Raw genomic sequence first — 14,295 nt, forward strand, 5'->3', positions numbered from 1 at the left:
AAACTTTCGCGAAGGTTCGGAATCCCATGTCGACCGACGTTCTCGCCCCCGCGCCCGATGTCAGCATCACGCCCCGCGCCGCCGCCCGCATCGCCGAAATCCTCAGCGCCGAGGCGCCCGGCTCCATGCTGCGCGTCAGCGTGCTGGGCGGCGGCTGCTCGGGCTTCTCCTACGACTACGGATTCGACACCCGCGTGGCCGAGGACGACGTGGTCATCGCCCGCGACGGCGCGAAAGTGCTGATCGATCCGGTGTCCCTGCCCTATCTGGCCGGCTCGGAGATCGACTTCGTGGACGCGCTGATCGGCGCCTCGTTCCAGATCAAAAACCCCAACGCCACAGCGTCTTGCGGCTGCGGCACCAGTTTCGCGATCTAACGATCATTCGCGCCTATCGCGCCATAGACGCTTTCGCTGCGAAAGAATAGCGCACCTGATGGCGCGCATTCGGGCTTCACAAACGAGCGTGAAACCGGCATTGGGATGCCACCAGCGCACGGCCCCTCCGCCGTTCGCTGTCGCCCTCCTGGGGCGTTTCCTCCCTTCACTTCAAGCCGCTCGACACGTTCGGGCGGCTTTTTTTTGCCCGGCCGCCGGAACCCCGCCGGCCGGATCGGGCCGCGGGCGTCAGACGAGCAGGAAGTCGCCCACGCTCAACGCCACATGGCCGTCGAGCTTGAACAGCATGTCGGTGGCCTTGTCGCCGTCGAGGTCGGCGGTGATGAACGTGTCGCCGTCCTTGAAGCCGTAGCGCAGCTGGCCTGCGCCGCCGCTGAAGCGCGACGTTCCGATGAAGCTGAACGCCTGATGCCCCGCCGCGACCGTGTCCGCGTCGATGCCGGACAGCCGGATGTCGTCCACGCCGGACACGAAGTCCATGATGATGTCGCTGACGGTTTCCTGGCGCGTGCGGAACGCGAAGACGTCTCGGCCGGAGCCGCCGGTCAGCACGTCGGCGCCGAGTCCGCCCTCAAGGGTGTCGTTTCCGGTTCCGCCGTTGATGCGATCGGCGCCGCCGAAGCCGCGGATGTAGTTGTTGGCCGCATTGCCCACGACCCGGTCGCCGCTCTCCGAGCCGTAGAGCCACTCGATCGTCGTCCCGTCGGCGATGGCGAGGTTCTTCACATGGCCGTTGATGTCGGAGAACTTTCCTGGCCGCATGTCGATCTTGGCGCCTGAGGTCAGATCGCGCAGGTCGAGAAGATCCTTGGAACCCGAACTGTCGTAGATGGTGAAGGCGACGTCCCGGTGCTCGCCGAAATCATAGAGACCCGATCGACCGTAGTTCGTGTCGCCATTATTGGCCCACAACGGCCCATACAGCTCGGTCAACGCCGCGAAGTCGGCCTTCATCGGCGTCATCACGTTGAGCGCGGTCGCCCCGCCGAGCTGATCCTGCTCGAAATAGGACATCACCGAATACTGGAGGGTGTCGTAGGTGAAGATCGCGTCGGCGGCGTAGGTTCCGGAGCCGTCGTAAGGGCCGGGATGCTGCAGGCCGAGCGCATGGCCGATTTCATGAATGAAGGTCTGCACGCCGTAGGAGCCGAGCCCCCAGCGCGCATCCACCGGAAAGTCGTTCATCCAGTTTTTGCCGACATTGATGTCGGACGAAACGATTTCTCCGAACCATGTGTAGCTGGTGCTGGCGTAAGCCGCGCCCGCGACCTCGTTGTCGAAGGTGATGTCCGCCCCTGAGGCGGTTTCGGAAAATGCGAACCCCGCAACCGCCGCCCACGTGTCCAGAGCGTAAATCGCCGCCTGGCGCATCGGCGCGGAATCGTTAAGGCCCGACAAGTTCACGGTCAGGGCTCTGGTTTCCCACGCGATAGGAATGCCTCCACCCGTGGCGATGTAGCCCACGAGGTCGGAGTAGCTGGAATTCTTGGACGCCATGCGGGACATGCTCCTGAGGACCGTGCGGACGAATAAGCTGCATACGCCAAGTTGCGACGCCGTTCACCTGCATGAGAGCGAAAGCACCGAAGCGCTCGCCGCGGACGCCTTTTGGCCGAGACAAAAATGATCAGAAGATCAATACTGACCCGTACGACCGAAATGTCCCGGCCGCCTGAAGATATCGATAACGCGAAGACGTTTGCGTGAAACGCGCATTGACAAAAAATAGAACTAAAGAAGAATTATGATTGGGGAATTCGCACATTCTTCAGTCGTAAATTTCCTTCGAACATGTCTTTCCGCGCCGGCCTCATGTCAAATTTCAAAGACTTCCTTTCGCCCGGCCATTCACTTGGCGAGCGCTTTCGCGCTCTCCGAAGAAGCATTGGTCACATCCGGCCGTCGCAATACGACGTCGCGCGCACCTGCAATTTAAGCTGCGAAGGATGTCTTTTCTTTCTCGGGTCCGATTATGAAGCCCATGGCGAGAAAGACGCCGAAGCGTTCGACCAGTTCTTTGCGAAGGAGGCCGCGCGCGGCGTGACCTATGGCCAGTTCGGCGGCGCGGAGCCCGCGTTGCGGCAGGACGTGCTGCGCGCCGCGGCGCGGCATCTGCCGCGCGGCGTCGTGTTCAGCAACGGGACCATCCGGCTCGATCCGGCGCTGCCTTACGCCATCCACATCTCCGTGTGGGGTCTGGGCGAACAGGGCGCCAAGCTGCGCGGCGCCGACGTGTTCACAAAAGCGCTGCGCAACTATCGCGACGACCCTCGGGCGACCTTCATCTTCACGCTCAACTCCGGGAATCTGGAATCCGCGCCGGAATTCGTGCGCATCTGCGCCGACGCCGGCGTACGGGTCAGCTTCAGCCATTTCAGCCCGACGCTCGAATACGGTCGCCGCCTCGTCGAGACGCAGGCGGCGCGCAACGACTATTTCCGCTTCAGCAGCACGAGCGACAACCTGATGCTGGACGGCGACGGACTGACGCGGGCGCAGGAGCTGATCACGGCGGCGCTCGACGCACATCCGGAGACGGTGGTCTACAGCCACGCCTTCAACCGCTGGATTCATCGCCCCGAAGGCGTCTACGAGGTCGATCCGGACACGGGCATGCCCTCGAACTGCGGCTCCCGCGTCACCGCCCATTACCGCCATTTTCACACCGACATGTCGGACGCCGGCGACGCCAAGTGCTGCACGCCGAACATCGACTGCAGGAACTGCCGGCTTTACGCTCAGTCCCTGTCCTCGGCCCTGCACCGCATGCGCGAATTCACGGGGTCGGCGGACGACTTTTCCGACTGGCTCGACATCTGGGAGCACTGGCGCCGGCTGTTCCTGGTCGAGCGTCCGGCCGAGCGGCGCACAGAGTCCCTTGATCCGGCGCCGCAGTTCGTCCGCGAGCCCGACGCCGCTCTTGTCCCGGCCTGACGCGGCGGCCGGCCGCGCACGATCTCCAATCCTCGAAGACGGAAGACACGCCGCATGGTCCTCGACGTCACGGAGAAACCCGACGCGCGCGAGTCGCCACCGCAGGCCTCGTCTCCGAAAAGCAGGCTGCTGAAGGCCGGTCGCGTCGACCTCGAACTTTGGCCGCGCCCAACCAGTCCCTCAGGGCGCTTCTGCCTTCTGCTGCGCCCGCGATCGACCAAGCGCATGAAGGCGCTGTACGCGCTGAAATGCCCCGTCGCGGTCTGCGACACCACCGCTCTGTCGCAGCTTTGCATGAGCACCCACGAGACCGTCGCCGATCTGATCGGCGGCCTCGACGAGCTGGCGGAAGCGAAGGAGGTGGTGGTCATCGGCGACAGCGGCGGAGGCTACGCAGCGCTGATGCTCGGCCTCGCTCTGGCCGAGCATCGTCCCTGCCGGCCCGTGCGCGCCATCGCGTTCAACCCGCCCACGAAGATCTGGCCCCCCGAGCGGGCCCGCAAGGAACTGACCTATCGCGACTTGATCGAGAACGCCTCCGCCCAGTCCGAAATTCTGGGTCGGCTGGAGGCGGAAGGCGACGTTTCACCTTGGCTGCGCCGCGCCGCGGACGATCCGCAGAGCGACTTCCGCGGTCTCGTCCTGGCGTCGTCCCGGCAGCGGCGCGACATGGCGCATGCGGAACGCCTGCGCGGCGAGCCGGGAATGAGCGTGGTGTCGTTTCCCACCTGCGGCCACGGGGTGTTCGGCTGGTGGCTGGCCCTGCCCCCCGATCTCGGCGACGACGAGTTGAGAGAGCGCATTCTCCTCAACCTGCCGGCGACACGTCCGCCCGAAAAGCCCGATCAGCCCGGCGCGGCCGAGGAGCCGGCGCCCGAAGCGGCCCCTTCGGTCGCCTTGATCGATCAGGAGCTTGCGGCGCTGAAACTGTTCCAGGAGACGTTTCCGTCGATCACGTCGGCGCTGGATTGGCTGAACGACGGGAAGGGCGACCGGTGTTTCGAGCTTCCTCCCCATCTGGCCCCGCCGGCGCCGCCCGCTCAGGCGGCGGAGACCGCATCTCGAACGTCGTGACCTCGGCGAAGCCGACGCAGCCGCCCAGCGGCGCGGCGGCGAGCAGGACGAGGACGGCGGCGGCGTGGCGCATCGGGCTGGTCTCCCTGAAGCTGGAGCGGATCATGCCCGGAAGTGGAGCGGGCGAAAGCGTCCGGGGCAAGGCGGGCCGGTGTCCGCCTCGTCCCGGACGCATTTTGCGGCATGCTTCAGGCGCACGTCATGCGTCCTCGCGCGGGTCCGCCTCATGCCCCTGTTCACCGATCGCGCCGGCCGGTTCTCGCCGCTGCTGACGCTCACGCTGCTCGGGCTGACGCTGCCGGCGCTGTGGCTCGCCATCCGGGCCGCGCAGGGCGACTTCTCGGGAGCCGCGCCCTCGCCCGACCTGGGGCTGCCGCCGGCCTTCGGCCCCGGCGAGACCGGCGCTTTCGGCGGCGGCGCGGCGCTCGGCGCCGGCCCCGAGGGCGAGAAGGCGCGGCCGATCTACGACGCCATTCACCTCTCCGGCGACTGGGCGGTCCGCTTCCTGCTGCTGTCGCTGGCGATCACGCCGTTCCGGCGGCTGTGGCACTGGCCGAAGCTGCATCTCGTGCGCCGCCGCGTCGGACTGGCGGCGCTGGCCTATGGGGCGCTCCATCTCGCGCTCTACGTGATCGACCAGCAGTTCGACCTGTTCCGGGTGGCGGGCGAAATCGCCCAGCGCATCTACCTGACGGTGGGCTTCGTCACGCTGGTCGGGCTGATCCCGCTCGGCGCCACCTCCACGGACGGCGCCATGCGCCGCATGGGGGCGAAGAGGTGGCAAAAGCTGCACCGGCTGGCCTATCCGCTCGCCGGCCTCGCGCTGCTGCATTTCGCCATGCAGTCGAAGCTGGACGTGGGCGAACCGATGCTGATGTGGGGCCTGTTCGTCTGGGCCATGGGCTGGCGCGGGCTGCAGGCCCGAGGGGGCGAGCGCGACATCCGCATCGCGCCCCTGATGGCGCTGGCGCTGTTCGCGGCGATCGCCGCCGCGCTGTCGGAGACGCTGTGGTACGCGGTCGCCTCGGGCGTGAACCCGTGGCGGGTGCTCGCCGCCAATCTTGCGCCGGGCGACTACGGCGTGCGGCCCGCCGGCTGGGTGCTGCTGTTCGGCCTCGCCGCCGCGGCCTCCAGCCTCGTCGGCGCCCGGCGGCGGGGACCGCCGCGCCCCGTCCGGGCGCCGCAGGCGGCGACCGTCACTCCACGGTGACGGATTTCGCCAGATTGCGCGGCTGGTCCACGTCCGTGCCCATGAACACGGCGGTGTGGTAGGCGAGAAGCTGCACCGGAATGGCGTAGAGCATGGGGCTGACGAAGGCGTAGGCCTTGGGCAGCGTCAGCACCGCGAAGGCGGAGCCGGCGTGCTCCGGCCCCTCGCCGTCCGTCACCAGCACGATCTTCCCGCCCCGGGCGGCCACCTCCTGCATGTTGGAGGCGGTCTTCTCGAACAGCGGGTCGTAGGGCGCCAGCACCACCACCGGCACGTTCTCGTCCACCAGCGCGATGGGACCGTGCTTCAGCTCGCCGGCGGCGTAGCCCTCGGCGTGGATGTAGGAGATTTCCTTCAGCTTCAGCGCGCCTTCCAGCGCGATCGGGAAGCTGGTGCCGCGGCCGAGATAGAGCACGTCCTGCGCCTTGGCGAAGGTGGTGGCGAGCCGCTCGATCTCGGGCTCCAGCCTGAGCGCCTCGGCCATCAGGCGCGGCAGCTCCACCAGCGCGGAGACCAGCTTGGCCTCGTCGTCCTCGGACAGCACGCCGCGGTCGCGCCCCGCCTTCACGGCGAGCGCCGCCAGCACGCTGAGCTGGCAGGTGAAGGCCTTGGTGGAGGCGACGCCCACCTCGACGCCGGCGACGGTGGGGAACACCACGTCGGCCTCGCGGGCGATGGTGGAGGTCGGCACGTTCACCACCGCGCCGATGCGCATGCCCTGCGCCCGGCAGTGGCGCAGGGTCGCCAGCGTGTCCGCGGTCTCGCCCGACTGGGAGATGACCAGCGCCAGCCCCCCGGAGGAGAGCGGCGGCTCGCGGTAGCGGAACTCGGAGGCGATGTCGATGTCCACCGGCAGCCGGGCGAACTTCTCGAACCAGTAGCGCGCCACGAGGCCCGCGTAATAGGCGGTGCCGCAGGCGGAGATGGCGAGCCGGTCGAGCTTGGAGAAATCCACGTCGGCGCCGTCCGGCAGGCGGATGCGGCCCGCCGCCATGTCGATGAAGCACGCCAGCGTGTGGCCCACCACCTCCGGCTGCTCGGCGATCTCCTTGGCCATGAAGTGGCGATGGTTGCCCTTGTCCACGACGATCGCCGCGGCCGCCGCCCGCACCGCGGCGCGGGGCGCCGGCGCGCCGGTCTCGTCGAAGATCTCCACGCCCTCGCGGGTCAGCGCCACCCAGTCGCCGTCCTCCAGATAGGTGACGGCGTCGGTGAAGGGGGCGAGCGCGATGGCGTCAGAGCCGAGGAAGTTCTCGCCCTCGCCATGGCCGATGGCGAGCGGGCTGCCCCGGCGGGCGCCGATGATGAGGTCGTCCTCGCCGGCGAAGATGAAGGCGAGCGCGAAGGCGCCCTTCAGCCGGCCGAGCGCCTGGGACACCGCCGCGCGGGGGCTCGCGCCCGCCTCAAGCGCCTTCGACACCAGATGGGCCACCACCTCGGTGTCGGTCTGGCTCTGGAACACGGCGCCTGCGGCCTCCAGTTCGGCGCGCAGCTCGCGGAAGTTCTCGATGATGCCGTTGTGGACCACCGCGACCCGCTCGGTCGCGTGCGGATGGGCGTTGGCCTCGGTCGGCGCGCCGTGCGTCGCCCAGCGGGTGTGGCCGATGCCGATGGCGCCGCCCAGCGGCGTCTTCTCGAGAGAGGCCTCCAGATTGCGCAGCTTGCCTTCGGCGCGGCGGCGCAGGATGCGGCCGCCGTCCAGCGTTGCGACGCCCGCGCTGTCGTAGCCGCGGTATTCGAGCCGCTTCAGGCTGTCCACGAGCTGGGCCGCCACGGGACCCTTGCCGAGAATTCCGACGATGCCGCACATGGTCCTGAGCGTCGCTCCTGTTTGTCGTCCCGCGCCGTAAGACTTAACCCAGCGCTCCTTAGCGGCGGCTGAACGGATACGGAAATCACGGCGGGTTTCGGGAGATGTCGGCTGCGGGCTTAAACCCGCCTTAAACGCCGGCGGGGCAGGATGCGGGGACGTTCATCGTCGGAGAGCGCGACCGCATGGCGTCGCCCAGCACCCTGCCCCGCGCCATCGCGGACCGCGCGGCCCCCGTGTCGCTGATGCTGATCGGCGGCTACGGCGTGGCGCTCATCGCCATGCTGGCGCTGTCTCACGGCGGCGTCGACGCCGCCGGCCGTCCGATCGGCACCGACTTCGCCAACGTCTGGGCCGCGGGCCGGCTCGTGCTCGACGGCGCGCCGGAGGCGGCCTACGACCTGACGCGGCACTACGCCGTGCAGCAGGCGCGCTTCGGGGCCGACGCCCCGTTCTACGGCTGGCACTACCCGCCCATGTTCCTCGGCCTCGCGGCCCTTCTCGGCGCCCTGCCCTATCTGGCGGCGCTGGCGCTGTGGCAGGCGGCGACGCTGCCGCTCTACCTCGCCGCGATCCGCGCCATCCTGCCCGGCCGGACGGCCCTGCTCGCGGCGCTCGCTTTCCCGGCGGTGTTCGTGAACCTCACCCACGGGCACAACGGCTTCCTCACCGCCGGCCTGTTCGGGCTCGGCCTCGTGATCCTCGACCGGCGCCCGGTCCTCGCGGGCGTTCTGCTGGGGCTGCTCTGCTACAAGCCGCAGTTCGGCGTGCTGCTGCCCTTCGTGCTGGTCTTCACCGGCCGCTGGCGCGCCGCCTTCGCGGCCGCCGGAACCGTGATCGGCCTCTGCCTGCTCTCGCTCGCCGCCTTCGGGCCGGAGACCTGGGACGCGTTCCGCGCCAGCGCCGTCTTCACCCGCGAGGTGGTGCTGGAGCAGGGGAACACCGGCTGGGAGAAGATCGTCAGCGCCTTCTCCGCCGCCCGCGCGCTCGGCGCCGGCCTGCCCGCAGCCTACGGGGCGCAAGGCGCGACCACGCTCGCGGTCATCGCGCTCACCGTGCGGCTGTGGCGGAGCGACGCCTCTTACGAGCGCAAGGCGGCGGCGCTGCTGGCGGGCGCGCTGCTCGCCACCCCTTACGCGCTCGACTACGACATGATGCTGCTCGGCCCCGCCATCGCCTTCCTGGTCGCGGACGGCGTCAAGGCCGGCTGGCGGCCGGGCGCGGCGGCGATCCTGCTGTTCGCCTATCTCACGCCGCTGTTCGGCCGGGCCGCCGCCATGGCGACCCTGATCCCCTTCGGCTTCCTCGCCATCCTCGCCTTGTTCGCGCTCGCCGTCGCCGGTCGACAGCCCGCGCGCGCCCCCGTCCGGGAGTTCGCCCATGTCCAACATTGAACGCCTGCGCGACACCTCCTTCGGCGTCCACATGGCGCCGGAGCAGGCGCCGCTGAAGGTGGCGGTGCTGCTGCCCTGCTACAACGAGGAGGCGGCGATCGCCGACGTGGTGCGCGGCTTCCGCGCCGTGCTGCCGGCCGCCGACATCTACGTCTACGACAACAACTCCCGCGACCGGACCGTGGAGCGGGCGCGGGAGGCCGGCGCCATCGTCCGCCACGAGACCCGGCAGGGCAAAGGCAACGTGGTGCGCCGCATGCTGGCCGACGTGGAGGCCGACGTCTACCTCATGGCCGACGGCGACCTGACCTACGACCCGCTGGCCGCGCCGCTGCTGATCGACCGCCTCGTCTCCCGCCAGCTCGACATGGTGGTGGCCACCCGCGAGGGCGAAGGCATGCAGTCCCGACGGGGCCATCAGGCCGGCAACCGCATGTTCAATCTGGTGGTGGACCGGCTGTTCGGCGCGGGCTTCACCGACATCCTGTCCGGCTACCGGGTGATCTCCCGCCGCTTCGCCAAGTCGTTCCCGGCGGCCTCGGGCGGGTTCGAGATCGAGACCGAACTCGCGATCCACGCCCTCGACCTCCGGCTCGCGGTGGAGGAGGCCCCGGTGCGCTACGGCCGCCGGCCGGCGGATTCGGTCAGCAAGCTCTCCACCTTCCGCGACGGCTTCCGCATCCTGTGGACCATCGCCATGATGCACCGGGCGCTGAAGCCGTTCCAGTTCTTCGGGGCGATCGGGCTCGCGCTCGCCGCGGTCAGCCTGTGGCTGGCGGTCCCGCTGCTCGGCACGTTCCTGGACACCGGCCTGGTGCCGCGCTTCCCCACCGCCATCCTCTGCGCCGCCATCATGCAGCTCGCGGTGCTCAGCGCCGTCTGCGGCGTGATCGTGGAGAGCGTGGCCGAAGCCCGCCGCGAAACCAAGCGTCTTCGCTATCTGGAGCTGAAGGCCGCCGCCTGAGGACGAGGCGGCGCCAAGACGTCAGTCGCCGGCCACGCCCATCATGAAGGCGGCGGCGCGCATTTCGGCCCAGCGCCGGGCGCGGCGCTGTTCGGCCTCGTGGTCGGCGCCCCAGAGCTCCGCGTTCCAGTCCTCGTCCACATGGGCCGCGGCCCAGGCGGCGTCGGGCGTCAGGCCGCCGCGCAGCACCGCGAGCGCGATCAGCGCCGAGCCGGTGAGCGTGGTCATGGCGTGCAGCGCCGCCAGCGTGAAGGCGTCGTCCCGGGGCGTGGCGCGGCGCACCGCCTCCAGCGCGTCGTCGCTCTGGGTGACGAACATCACGCCTTCCGCCAGCACGAAGCGGGCGCCGAGATCGTCGCGGGCGAAAGCCAGCACCGGGTCCCAGTGCAGCGCCTGCCGGGCCACCAGCCGCGGCGGCTCCTCCGCCCGGTAGCAGACCAGATCGCTGCCGGCGTAGTTCACCACGTCCTCGGCCACCGCCGCGGCCTCCCGCGCCACGCCGTCGATGGCGGCGTTGGCGAGCCGGGTGAGCGGCATGGTGGCCGCCTCGATGAACTCCCCTTGCGCGCTCCATTCCGCCGCCACCGCCTCGGCCAGCGCGCGCCGGGCGAAGGCCAGCGGCTCGCGGCCCGGCGTGCGGGCGACGCGGCCGTCGAGCGCGATCACGAACAGGCCGTCGCGCTCCAGAGCCTCGGCCGCTTTATAGAACCGTTTCGGCGCCGCCGGGCGATCGCCGAAACCGGGCTGCTCCGTCGCGCCAGCCATCACGCCGCCTCCGCCGGCTCGGGAAGCCCGAGCGCAGCGACCAGTTCGTCGAAGCGGGACAGCACGGCCTCCGCCCCGGCCGCGTGCAGCCGGTCCGCCGGGTGGTAGCCCCAGCCGACGCCGATGGCGCGCGCGCCGGCGTCCCGCGCCATCAGCATGTCGAAGGTGGTGTCGCCGATCATGACAGTGGCCTCGGGGCTGAAGCCCAGCTCGTCGCAGAGCTGGCGGATCATGGCCGGATGGGGCTTCGACGGCGCGTCGTCCGCGGTGCGGCTGGCGGCGATCAGGCCGCGAAGTTCAAATGTGTCGAGGAAGCGCTCCACCCCGCGGCGGGAGTTGCCGGTGGCGAGCGCCAGCGTCACGCCGGGCCGGGCCGCGAGGGCTTCGAGCGTCTCCCGCGCGCCGGGATAGAGCGGGTCCGCGTGGGGCTCGGCCTGGCGGGCGCGCATGAACGAGGCGCGGAAGGCGGCGCCGATGGCCTCAAGCGGATGGTCGTCGAAGCCCGCGCTCAGGCGCGCCACCGCCTCGGGCACCGACAGGCCGACGATGGAGACCACATGCTCCCGCGCCGGGGCGTCGAGGCCGTGGCTCTCGTAGGCCTCGGTCATGGCGGCGACGATGCCGTGCTGGCTGTCGAGCAGGGTGCCGTCCACGTCGAACACAACCAGCATCGCCGCTCAATCCTTCCGAACCCTGCCTCTCCGGCGCCGGGATACCGCCGCGGGCCGGGCCGCACAAGCCGCGCGTGGTCCGGGCGGCGCGCCGCCCTATTGTGTCGGCCTCGACCGTGACGCTTTCAAGGAGCTCCCATGGCGCTGGACGACATCGCTCCCGCCTCGCCCGCCGCCGCCGAATTCGCCCGGCGCAAGGCGGTGGCCGCGGCCCTGCGCGACGTGGATGCGGGCGAGGACCCGAACGTCGCCGCAGCCGCGCTTGGCGTGGACCGCGAAACGTTCAACGCTCTGGCCCGTGAGGCGGCGGAGGCCCGAAAGGCGCGGCTGACGGCCGCCCTGCCGCTGCGCTTCCACGACGCGCCGGAGGACGCGGAGAAGGAGATCCATCAGGATCTGTCCGCCCTGATCTCCACCGGCGACGGCGAGGGCCTGTGGATCGGCGCCGACGAGGGCGCGGCGCTGGAGCGGCTGAGCGCGGAGCGCGGCGACGACGGCCGCATCATCGGCTATGGCGGGCACAAGCGCTTCCACCTGAACGACTTCTTCGACTTTCCCAACGGAGAGGACGAAGAGGCGGACGTGGAAGGCCTCTCCATCGCCGACGGCTACCTCTGGGTGGTGGGCTCGCACAGCCTGAAGCGGCGCAAGCCCAAGCGCGGCCAGGAGCCGGACGAGGCGCTGGCGCGGCTGACGGAGGTGGTGCGGGAGGCGAACCGCTTCCTGCTGGGGCGCATTCCGCTCGTGGCCGGCGACCGGCCGGGCGTGCCGGAGCTGGCGCGCAAGGCCCCCGCCCTCGACGGCTCCTCGCCCAAGCGCAAGGCGGGCTGCGTGGCCATGGGACGCAAGCACAGCGCGCTGTCGCGCCTGCTGGCGAAGGACGTGCATCTCGGCCCCTTCATGCGCACGCCGTCCAAGGACAACGGGCTCGACATCGAGGGCGTGGCCGTGCGGGGCGAGCGGGTGTTCCTCGGCCTGCGCGGCCCGGTGCTGCGCGGCTGGGCCGTGGTGCTGGAGCTGCGGTTCGAAGCCAAGCGCTCCGGCGCGCTGAAGCTGCAGCCGGTGGACGAGGACGGCGCGCTCTACGCCAAGCACTTCCTCGACCTCGACGGGCTCGGCGTGCGCTCGCTGATGCTGGACGGTCAGGACGCGGTGCTGCTCGCCGGCCCCACCATGGACCTCGACGGCCCGGTGCGGCTCTACCGCTGGCGCGGCGCGCTGGCGAGCCAGGAGTCCTCCATCGTGCCCCGGGCGCAGGTGGAGCGCGTGCTGGACATGCCGTTCGGCGAAGGCGTCGACCATGCGGAGGGCGCGACCCTCATTCCGCTGAAGCCTGGCGATCCGCCGGCGCTGGTGGTGGCCTACGACACCCCGGCCGCCGACCGCGTGCTGATCGACGGCGACGGCGCGCTGGCGGACGTGTTCGAGCTGCCGGAGCACTGGTGACGCATAAGACTTTCGTAGGCTGCACATCGTTGATCAAAGGACAATAATTACCGCCATCGATAACGAGCACGGAGCGAAAGCGATGCAGCTGTTTGACGATGGCGCGTCCGAGTCCATCTACGCCGCCGAGGGCTATTGGGGCTTCATGGGCCCAGAGGCCGGTTACGGCGAGGTCACCCGCGAAGGCGGCTTCAACTGGGACACGTTCCAGGAAGGCGTGAACGCCACCGGCGAATCCGTCGCCTATGACCCCCTGCACGCCGAAGACATGATCCCCGGCATGGTGTCGACGGTCCTGTTCTCGATCGAACTGCCGGGCGTGACCTTCGGCGGCGGCGGAGCCGACTTCAGCGGCGTCACCGGCGGCGTGTCCGGCGGCGGCTTCGACTTCAGCGGCGTGACCGGCGGCTCGTCCGGCGGCGGTTCGTCCGGCGGCACGGTGACCGTGGGTCCGGTCGAGACCATCTACGTCGAGACCGACGCGGAATAACGGTCCTGAAGATGAGGGCGCTCAGGCGAGCGCCCTCATCGCCTCCTCGATCTGGGGCAGCGCCTTCTCCGCCGCCTCTGCGCCCAGGCGGATGGCCTCGTCGGCGCGGTGGAACTCGAACAGGCCGATGCGCCCGAGCCGCGGGCTCACCATCACGTCCGGCGGATCGCCCGCGAGCCGAGAGCGCGAGATGCGGTCCTGGGTGATGTTGAAGGCGTCCACCAGCATCGCCGGCAGGCCCGGCGCGCCCGGCTGGGGCGCATGGACGCCCACCGGCGGCCGCTCCTCCGCAGACCGCCGCCCCCGCCGCAGCCGCAGACGGCGGAACCGCGGCGCGGCGTCCGGCGCCGGTTCCGGCTCGGGCTCGTCGTGGGGCTCCTCCTGCGCCTGGATCACGGTGCCCCGGCCCGCCACCTCCGTCTGCAAATTCACCGCCAGCACCATGCGGCCGCCGAGCGCCCGCGCCGCGGACACCGGCACCGGATTGACCAGCGCGCCGTCCATCAGCCAGCGCCCGCCGATGCGCACCGGCTCGAAGATGCCCGGAAGCGCATAGGACGCCCTGAGCGCGGTGGAGAGGCGGCCCCGGCCCAGCCACACCTCGTGACCGGCGCCGAATTCGGTGGCGATGGCCACGAAGCGGCAGGGCAGCTGCTCCATGGCCACATCGCCGAGATGGGTTTCGAGCTGCGCCCGGAGGCGCCCGCCGGCGATCAGCCCGGCGCCGGCCAGCCGCACGTCCAGCATGCCGAACATGCGCCGGGGCGTGAGCGAGCGCGCCCAGGCCTCCAGCTCGTCCAGCCGGCCCGCGGCCCAGCAGCCGCCCACCACCGCGCCGATGGAGGTGCCCGCCACGATGTCGGGCGCGTAGCCCGCCGCCTCCAGCGTCCTCAGCACGCCGATGTGGGCCCAGCCCCGCGCGGCGCCGCCGCCGAGCGCCAGCGCGAAGGACGGGCGCTGCGCCCCAGCCGGCTCGGGCGCGTCGGCGTCCTCGGTGACGGCGACGGTGGGCGGACGGCGGAAGTGGAGGTTGGGAAACACGCAGGACCTCGCGGCGGCGCGACGGACGAACCGGGGGACGAAGGCCCGCCTCGCCCGCGCTTTAAGCGCGTTGTGCGACAGCTTAGCGTCGGGAGACG

General features: G+C 70.3%; 13 protein-coding genes. 8 read left to right on the top strand and 5 right to left on the bottom strand.

Going from position 1 to position 14,295, the window contains the following annotated elements:
• The first annotated feature begins 26 nt into the window (after positions 1 to 26).
• Positions 27 to 377, top strand: a complete 351-nt coding sequence (gene erpA, locus PKE85_RS05640; protein WP_271203796.1) for an iron-sulfur cluster insertion protein ErpA — start codon at positions 27 to 29, stop codon at positions 375 to 377.
• A 249-nt stretch (positions 378 to 626) separates the two neighbouring features.
• Here erpA and PKE85_RS05645 read toward each other — a convergent pair whose 3' ends face one another.
• Complete coding sequence (locus PKE85_RS05645; protein WP_271203797.1) at positions 627 to 1,895, bottom strand: M10 family metallopeptidase C-terminal domain-containing protein; 1,269 nt, start codon at positions 1,893 to 1,895, stop codon at positions 627 to 629.
• A 543-nt stretch (positions 1,896 to 2,438) separates the two neighbouring features.
• Between PKE85_RS05645 and PKE85_RS05650 the strand changes: the two genes are divergently transcribed.
• From PKE85_RS05650 to PKE85_RS05660, 3 genes are all read left to right on the top strand, one after another.
• The gene (locus PKE85_RS05650; RefSeq protein WP_271203798.1) at positions 2,439 to 3,332 is read left to right on the top strand and encodes a hypothetical protein; all 894 of its coding nucleotides are present in this window, start codon (positions 2,439 to 2,441) and stop codon (positions 3,330 to 3,332) included.
• A gap of 225 nt (positions 3,333 to 3,557) precedes the next feature.
• Positions 3,558 to 4,406 carry a hypothetical protein gene (locus PKE85_RS05655; RefSeq protein ID WP_271203799.1) on the top strand — a complete coding sequence of 283 codons (849 nt, stop codon included), beginning with the start codon at positions 3,558 to 3,560 and terminating at the stop codon, positions 4,404 to 4,406.
• A gap of 226 nt (positions 4,407 to 4,632) precedes the next feature.
• The gene (locus PKE85_RS05660; RefSeq protein WP_271203800.1) at positions 4,633 to 5,616 is read left to right on the top strand and encodes a protein-methionine-sulfoxide reductase heme-binding subunit MsrQ; all 984 of its coding nucleotides are present in this window, start codon (positions 4,633 to 4,635) and stop codon (positions 5,614 to 5,616) included.
• Here the strand turns inward: PKE85_RS05660 and glmS are convergent.
• The gene (gene glmS, locus PKE85_RS05665; RefSeq protein WP_271203801.1) at positions 5,603 to 7,426 is read right to left on the bottom strand and encodes a glutamine--fructose-6-phosphate transaminase (isomerizing); all 1,824 of its coding nucleotides are present in this window, start codon (positions 7,424 to 7,426) and stop codon (positions 5,603 to 5,605) included. The genes PKE85_RS05660 and glmS overlap by 14 nt on opposite strands.
• Positions 7,427 to 7,611: 185 nt before the next feature.
• Between glmS and PKE85_RS05670 the strand changes: the two genes are divergently transcribed.
• Complete coding sequence (locus tag PKE85_RS05670; protein WP_271203802.1) at positions 7,612 to 8,820, top strand: glycosyltransferase family 87 protein; 1,209 nt, start codon at positions 7,612 to 7,614, stop codon at positions 8,818 to 8,820.
• Positions 8,807 to 9,784 (top strand): glycosyltransferase family 2 protein, encoded by a 978-nt coding sequence (locus PKE85_RS05675; RefSeq protein ID WP_271203803.1) that lies wholly within the window; start codon positions 8,807 to 8,809, stop codon positions 9,782 to 9,784. Before PKE85_RS05670 ends, PKE85_RS05675 begins: the two co-directional genes overlap by 14 nt.
• Before the next feature lie 21 nt (positions 9,785 to 9,805).
• On the opposite strand, the gene PKE85_RS05680 is transcribed toward PKE85_RS05675, so the two are convergent.
• Together PKE85_RS05680 and PKE85_RS05685 are read right to left on the bottom strand one after the other, a co-directional pair.
• Complete coding sequence (locus tag PKE85_RS05680; RefSeq protein WP_271203804.1) at positions 9,806 to 10,549, bottom strand: ATP12 family chaperone protein; 744 nt, start codon at positions 10,547 to 10,549, stop codon at positions 9,806 to 9,808.
• Positions 10,549 to 11,220, bottom strand: coding sequence for an HAD-IA family hydrolase (locus PKE85_RS05685; RefSeq protein WP_271203805.1), 672 nt, complete (start codon positions 11,218 to 11,220; stop codon positions 10,549 to 10,551). Before PKE85_RS05685 ends, PKE85_RS05680 begins: the two co-directional genes overlap by 1 nt.
• Positions 11,221 to 11,358: 138 nt before the next feature.
• Between PKE85_RS05685 and PKE85_RS05690 the strand changes: the two genes are divergently transcribed.
• Together PKE85_RS05690 and PKE85_RS05695 are read left to right on the top strand one after the other, a co-directional pair.
• Entirely contained in the window at positions 11,359 to 12,666 is a 1,308-nt protein-coding gene (locus PKE85_RS05690) for a DUF3616 domain-containing protein (protein WP_271203807.1), read from the top strand.
• Positions 12,667 to 12,748: 82 nt separating this feature from the next.
• Positions 12,749 to 13,156, top strand: a complete 408-nt coding sequence (locus tag PKE85_RS05695; RefSeq protein ID WP_271203808.1) for a hypothetical protein — start codon at positions 12,749 to 12,751, stop codon at positions 13,154 to 13,156.
• A 21-nt stretch (positions 13,157 to 13,177) separates the two neighbouring features.
• Here the strand turns inward: PKE85_RS05695 and PKE85_RS05700 are convergent, their stop codons facing one another.
• The gene (locus PKE85_RS05700) at positions 13,178 to 14,197 is read right to left on the bottom strand and encodes a patatin-like phospholipase family protein (protein ID WP_271203809.1); all 1,020 of its coding nucleotides are present in this window, start codon (positions 14,195 to 14,197) and stop codon (positions 13,178 to 13,180) included.
• Positions 14,198 to 14,295: the final 98 nt, after the last annotated feature.

The sequence above is a fragment of the Methylopila jiangsuensis genome, assembly GCF_027922305.1.
Lineage (GTDB): Bacteria > Pseudomonadota > Alphaproteobacteria > Rhizobiales > Methylopilaceae > Methylopila > Methylopila jiangsuensis.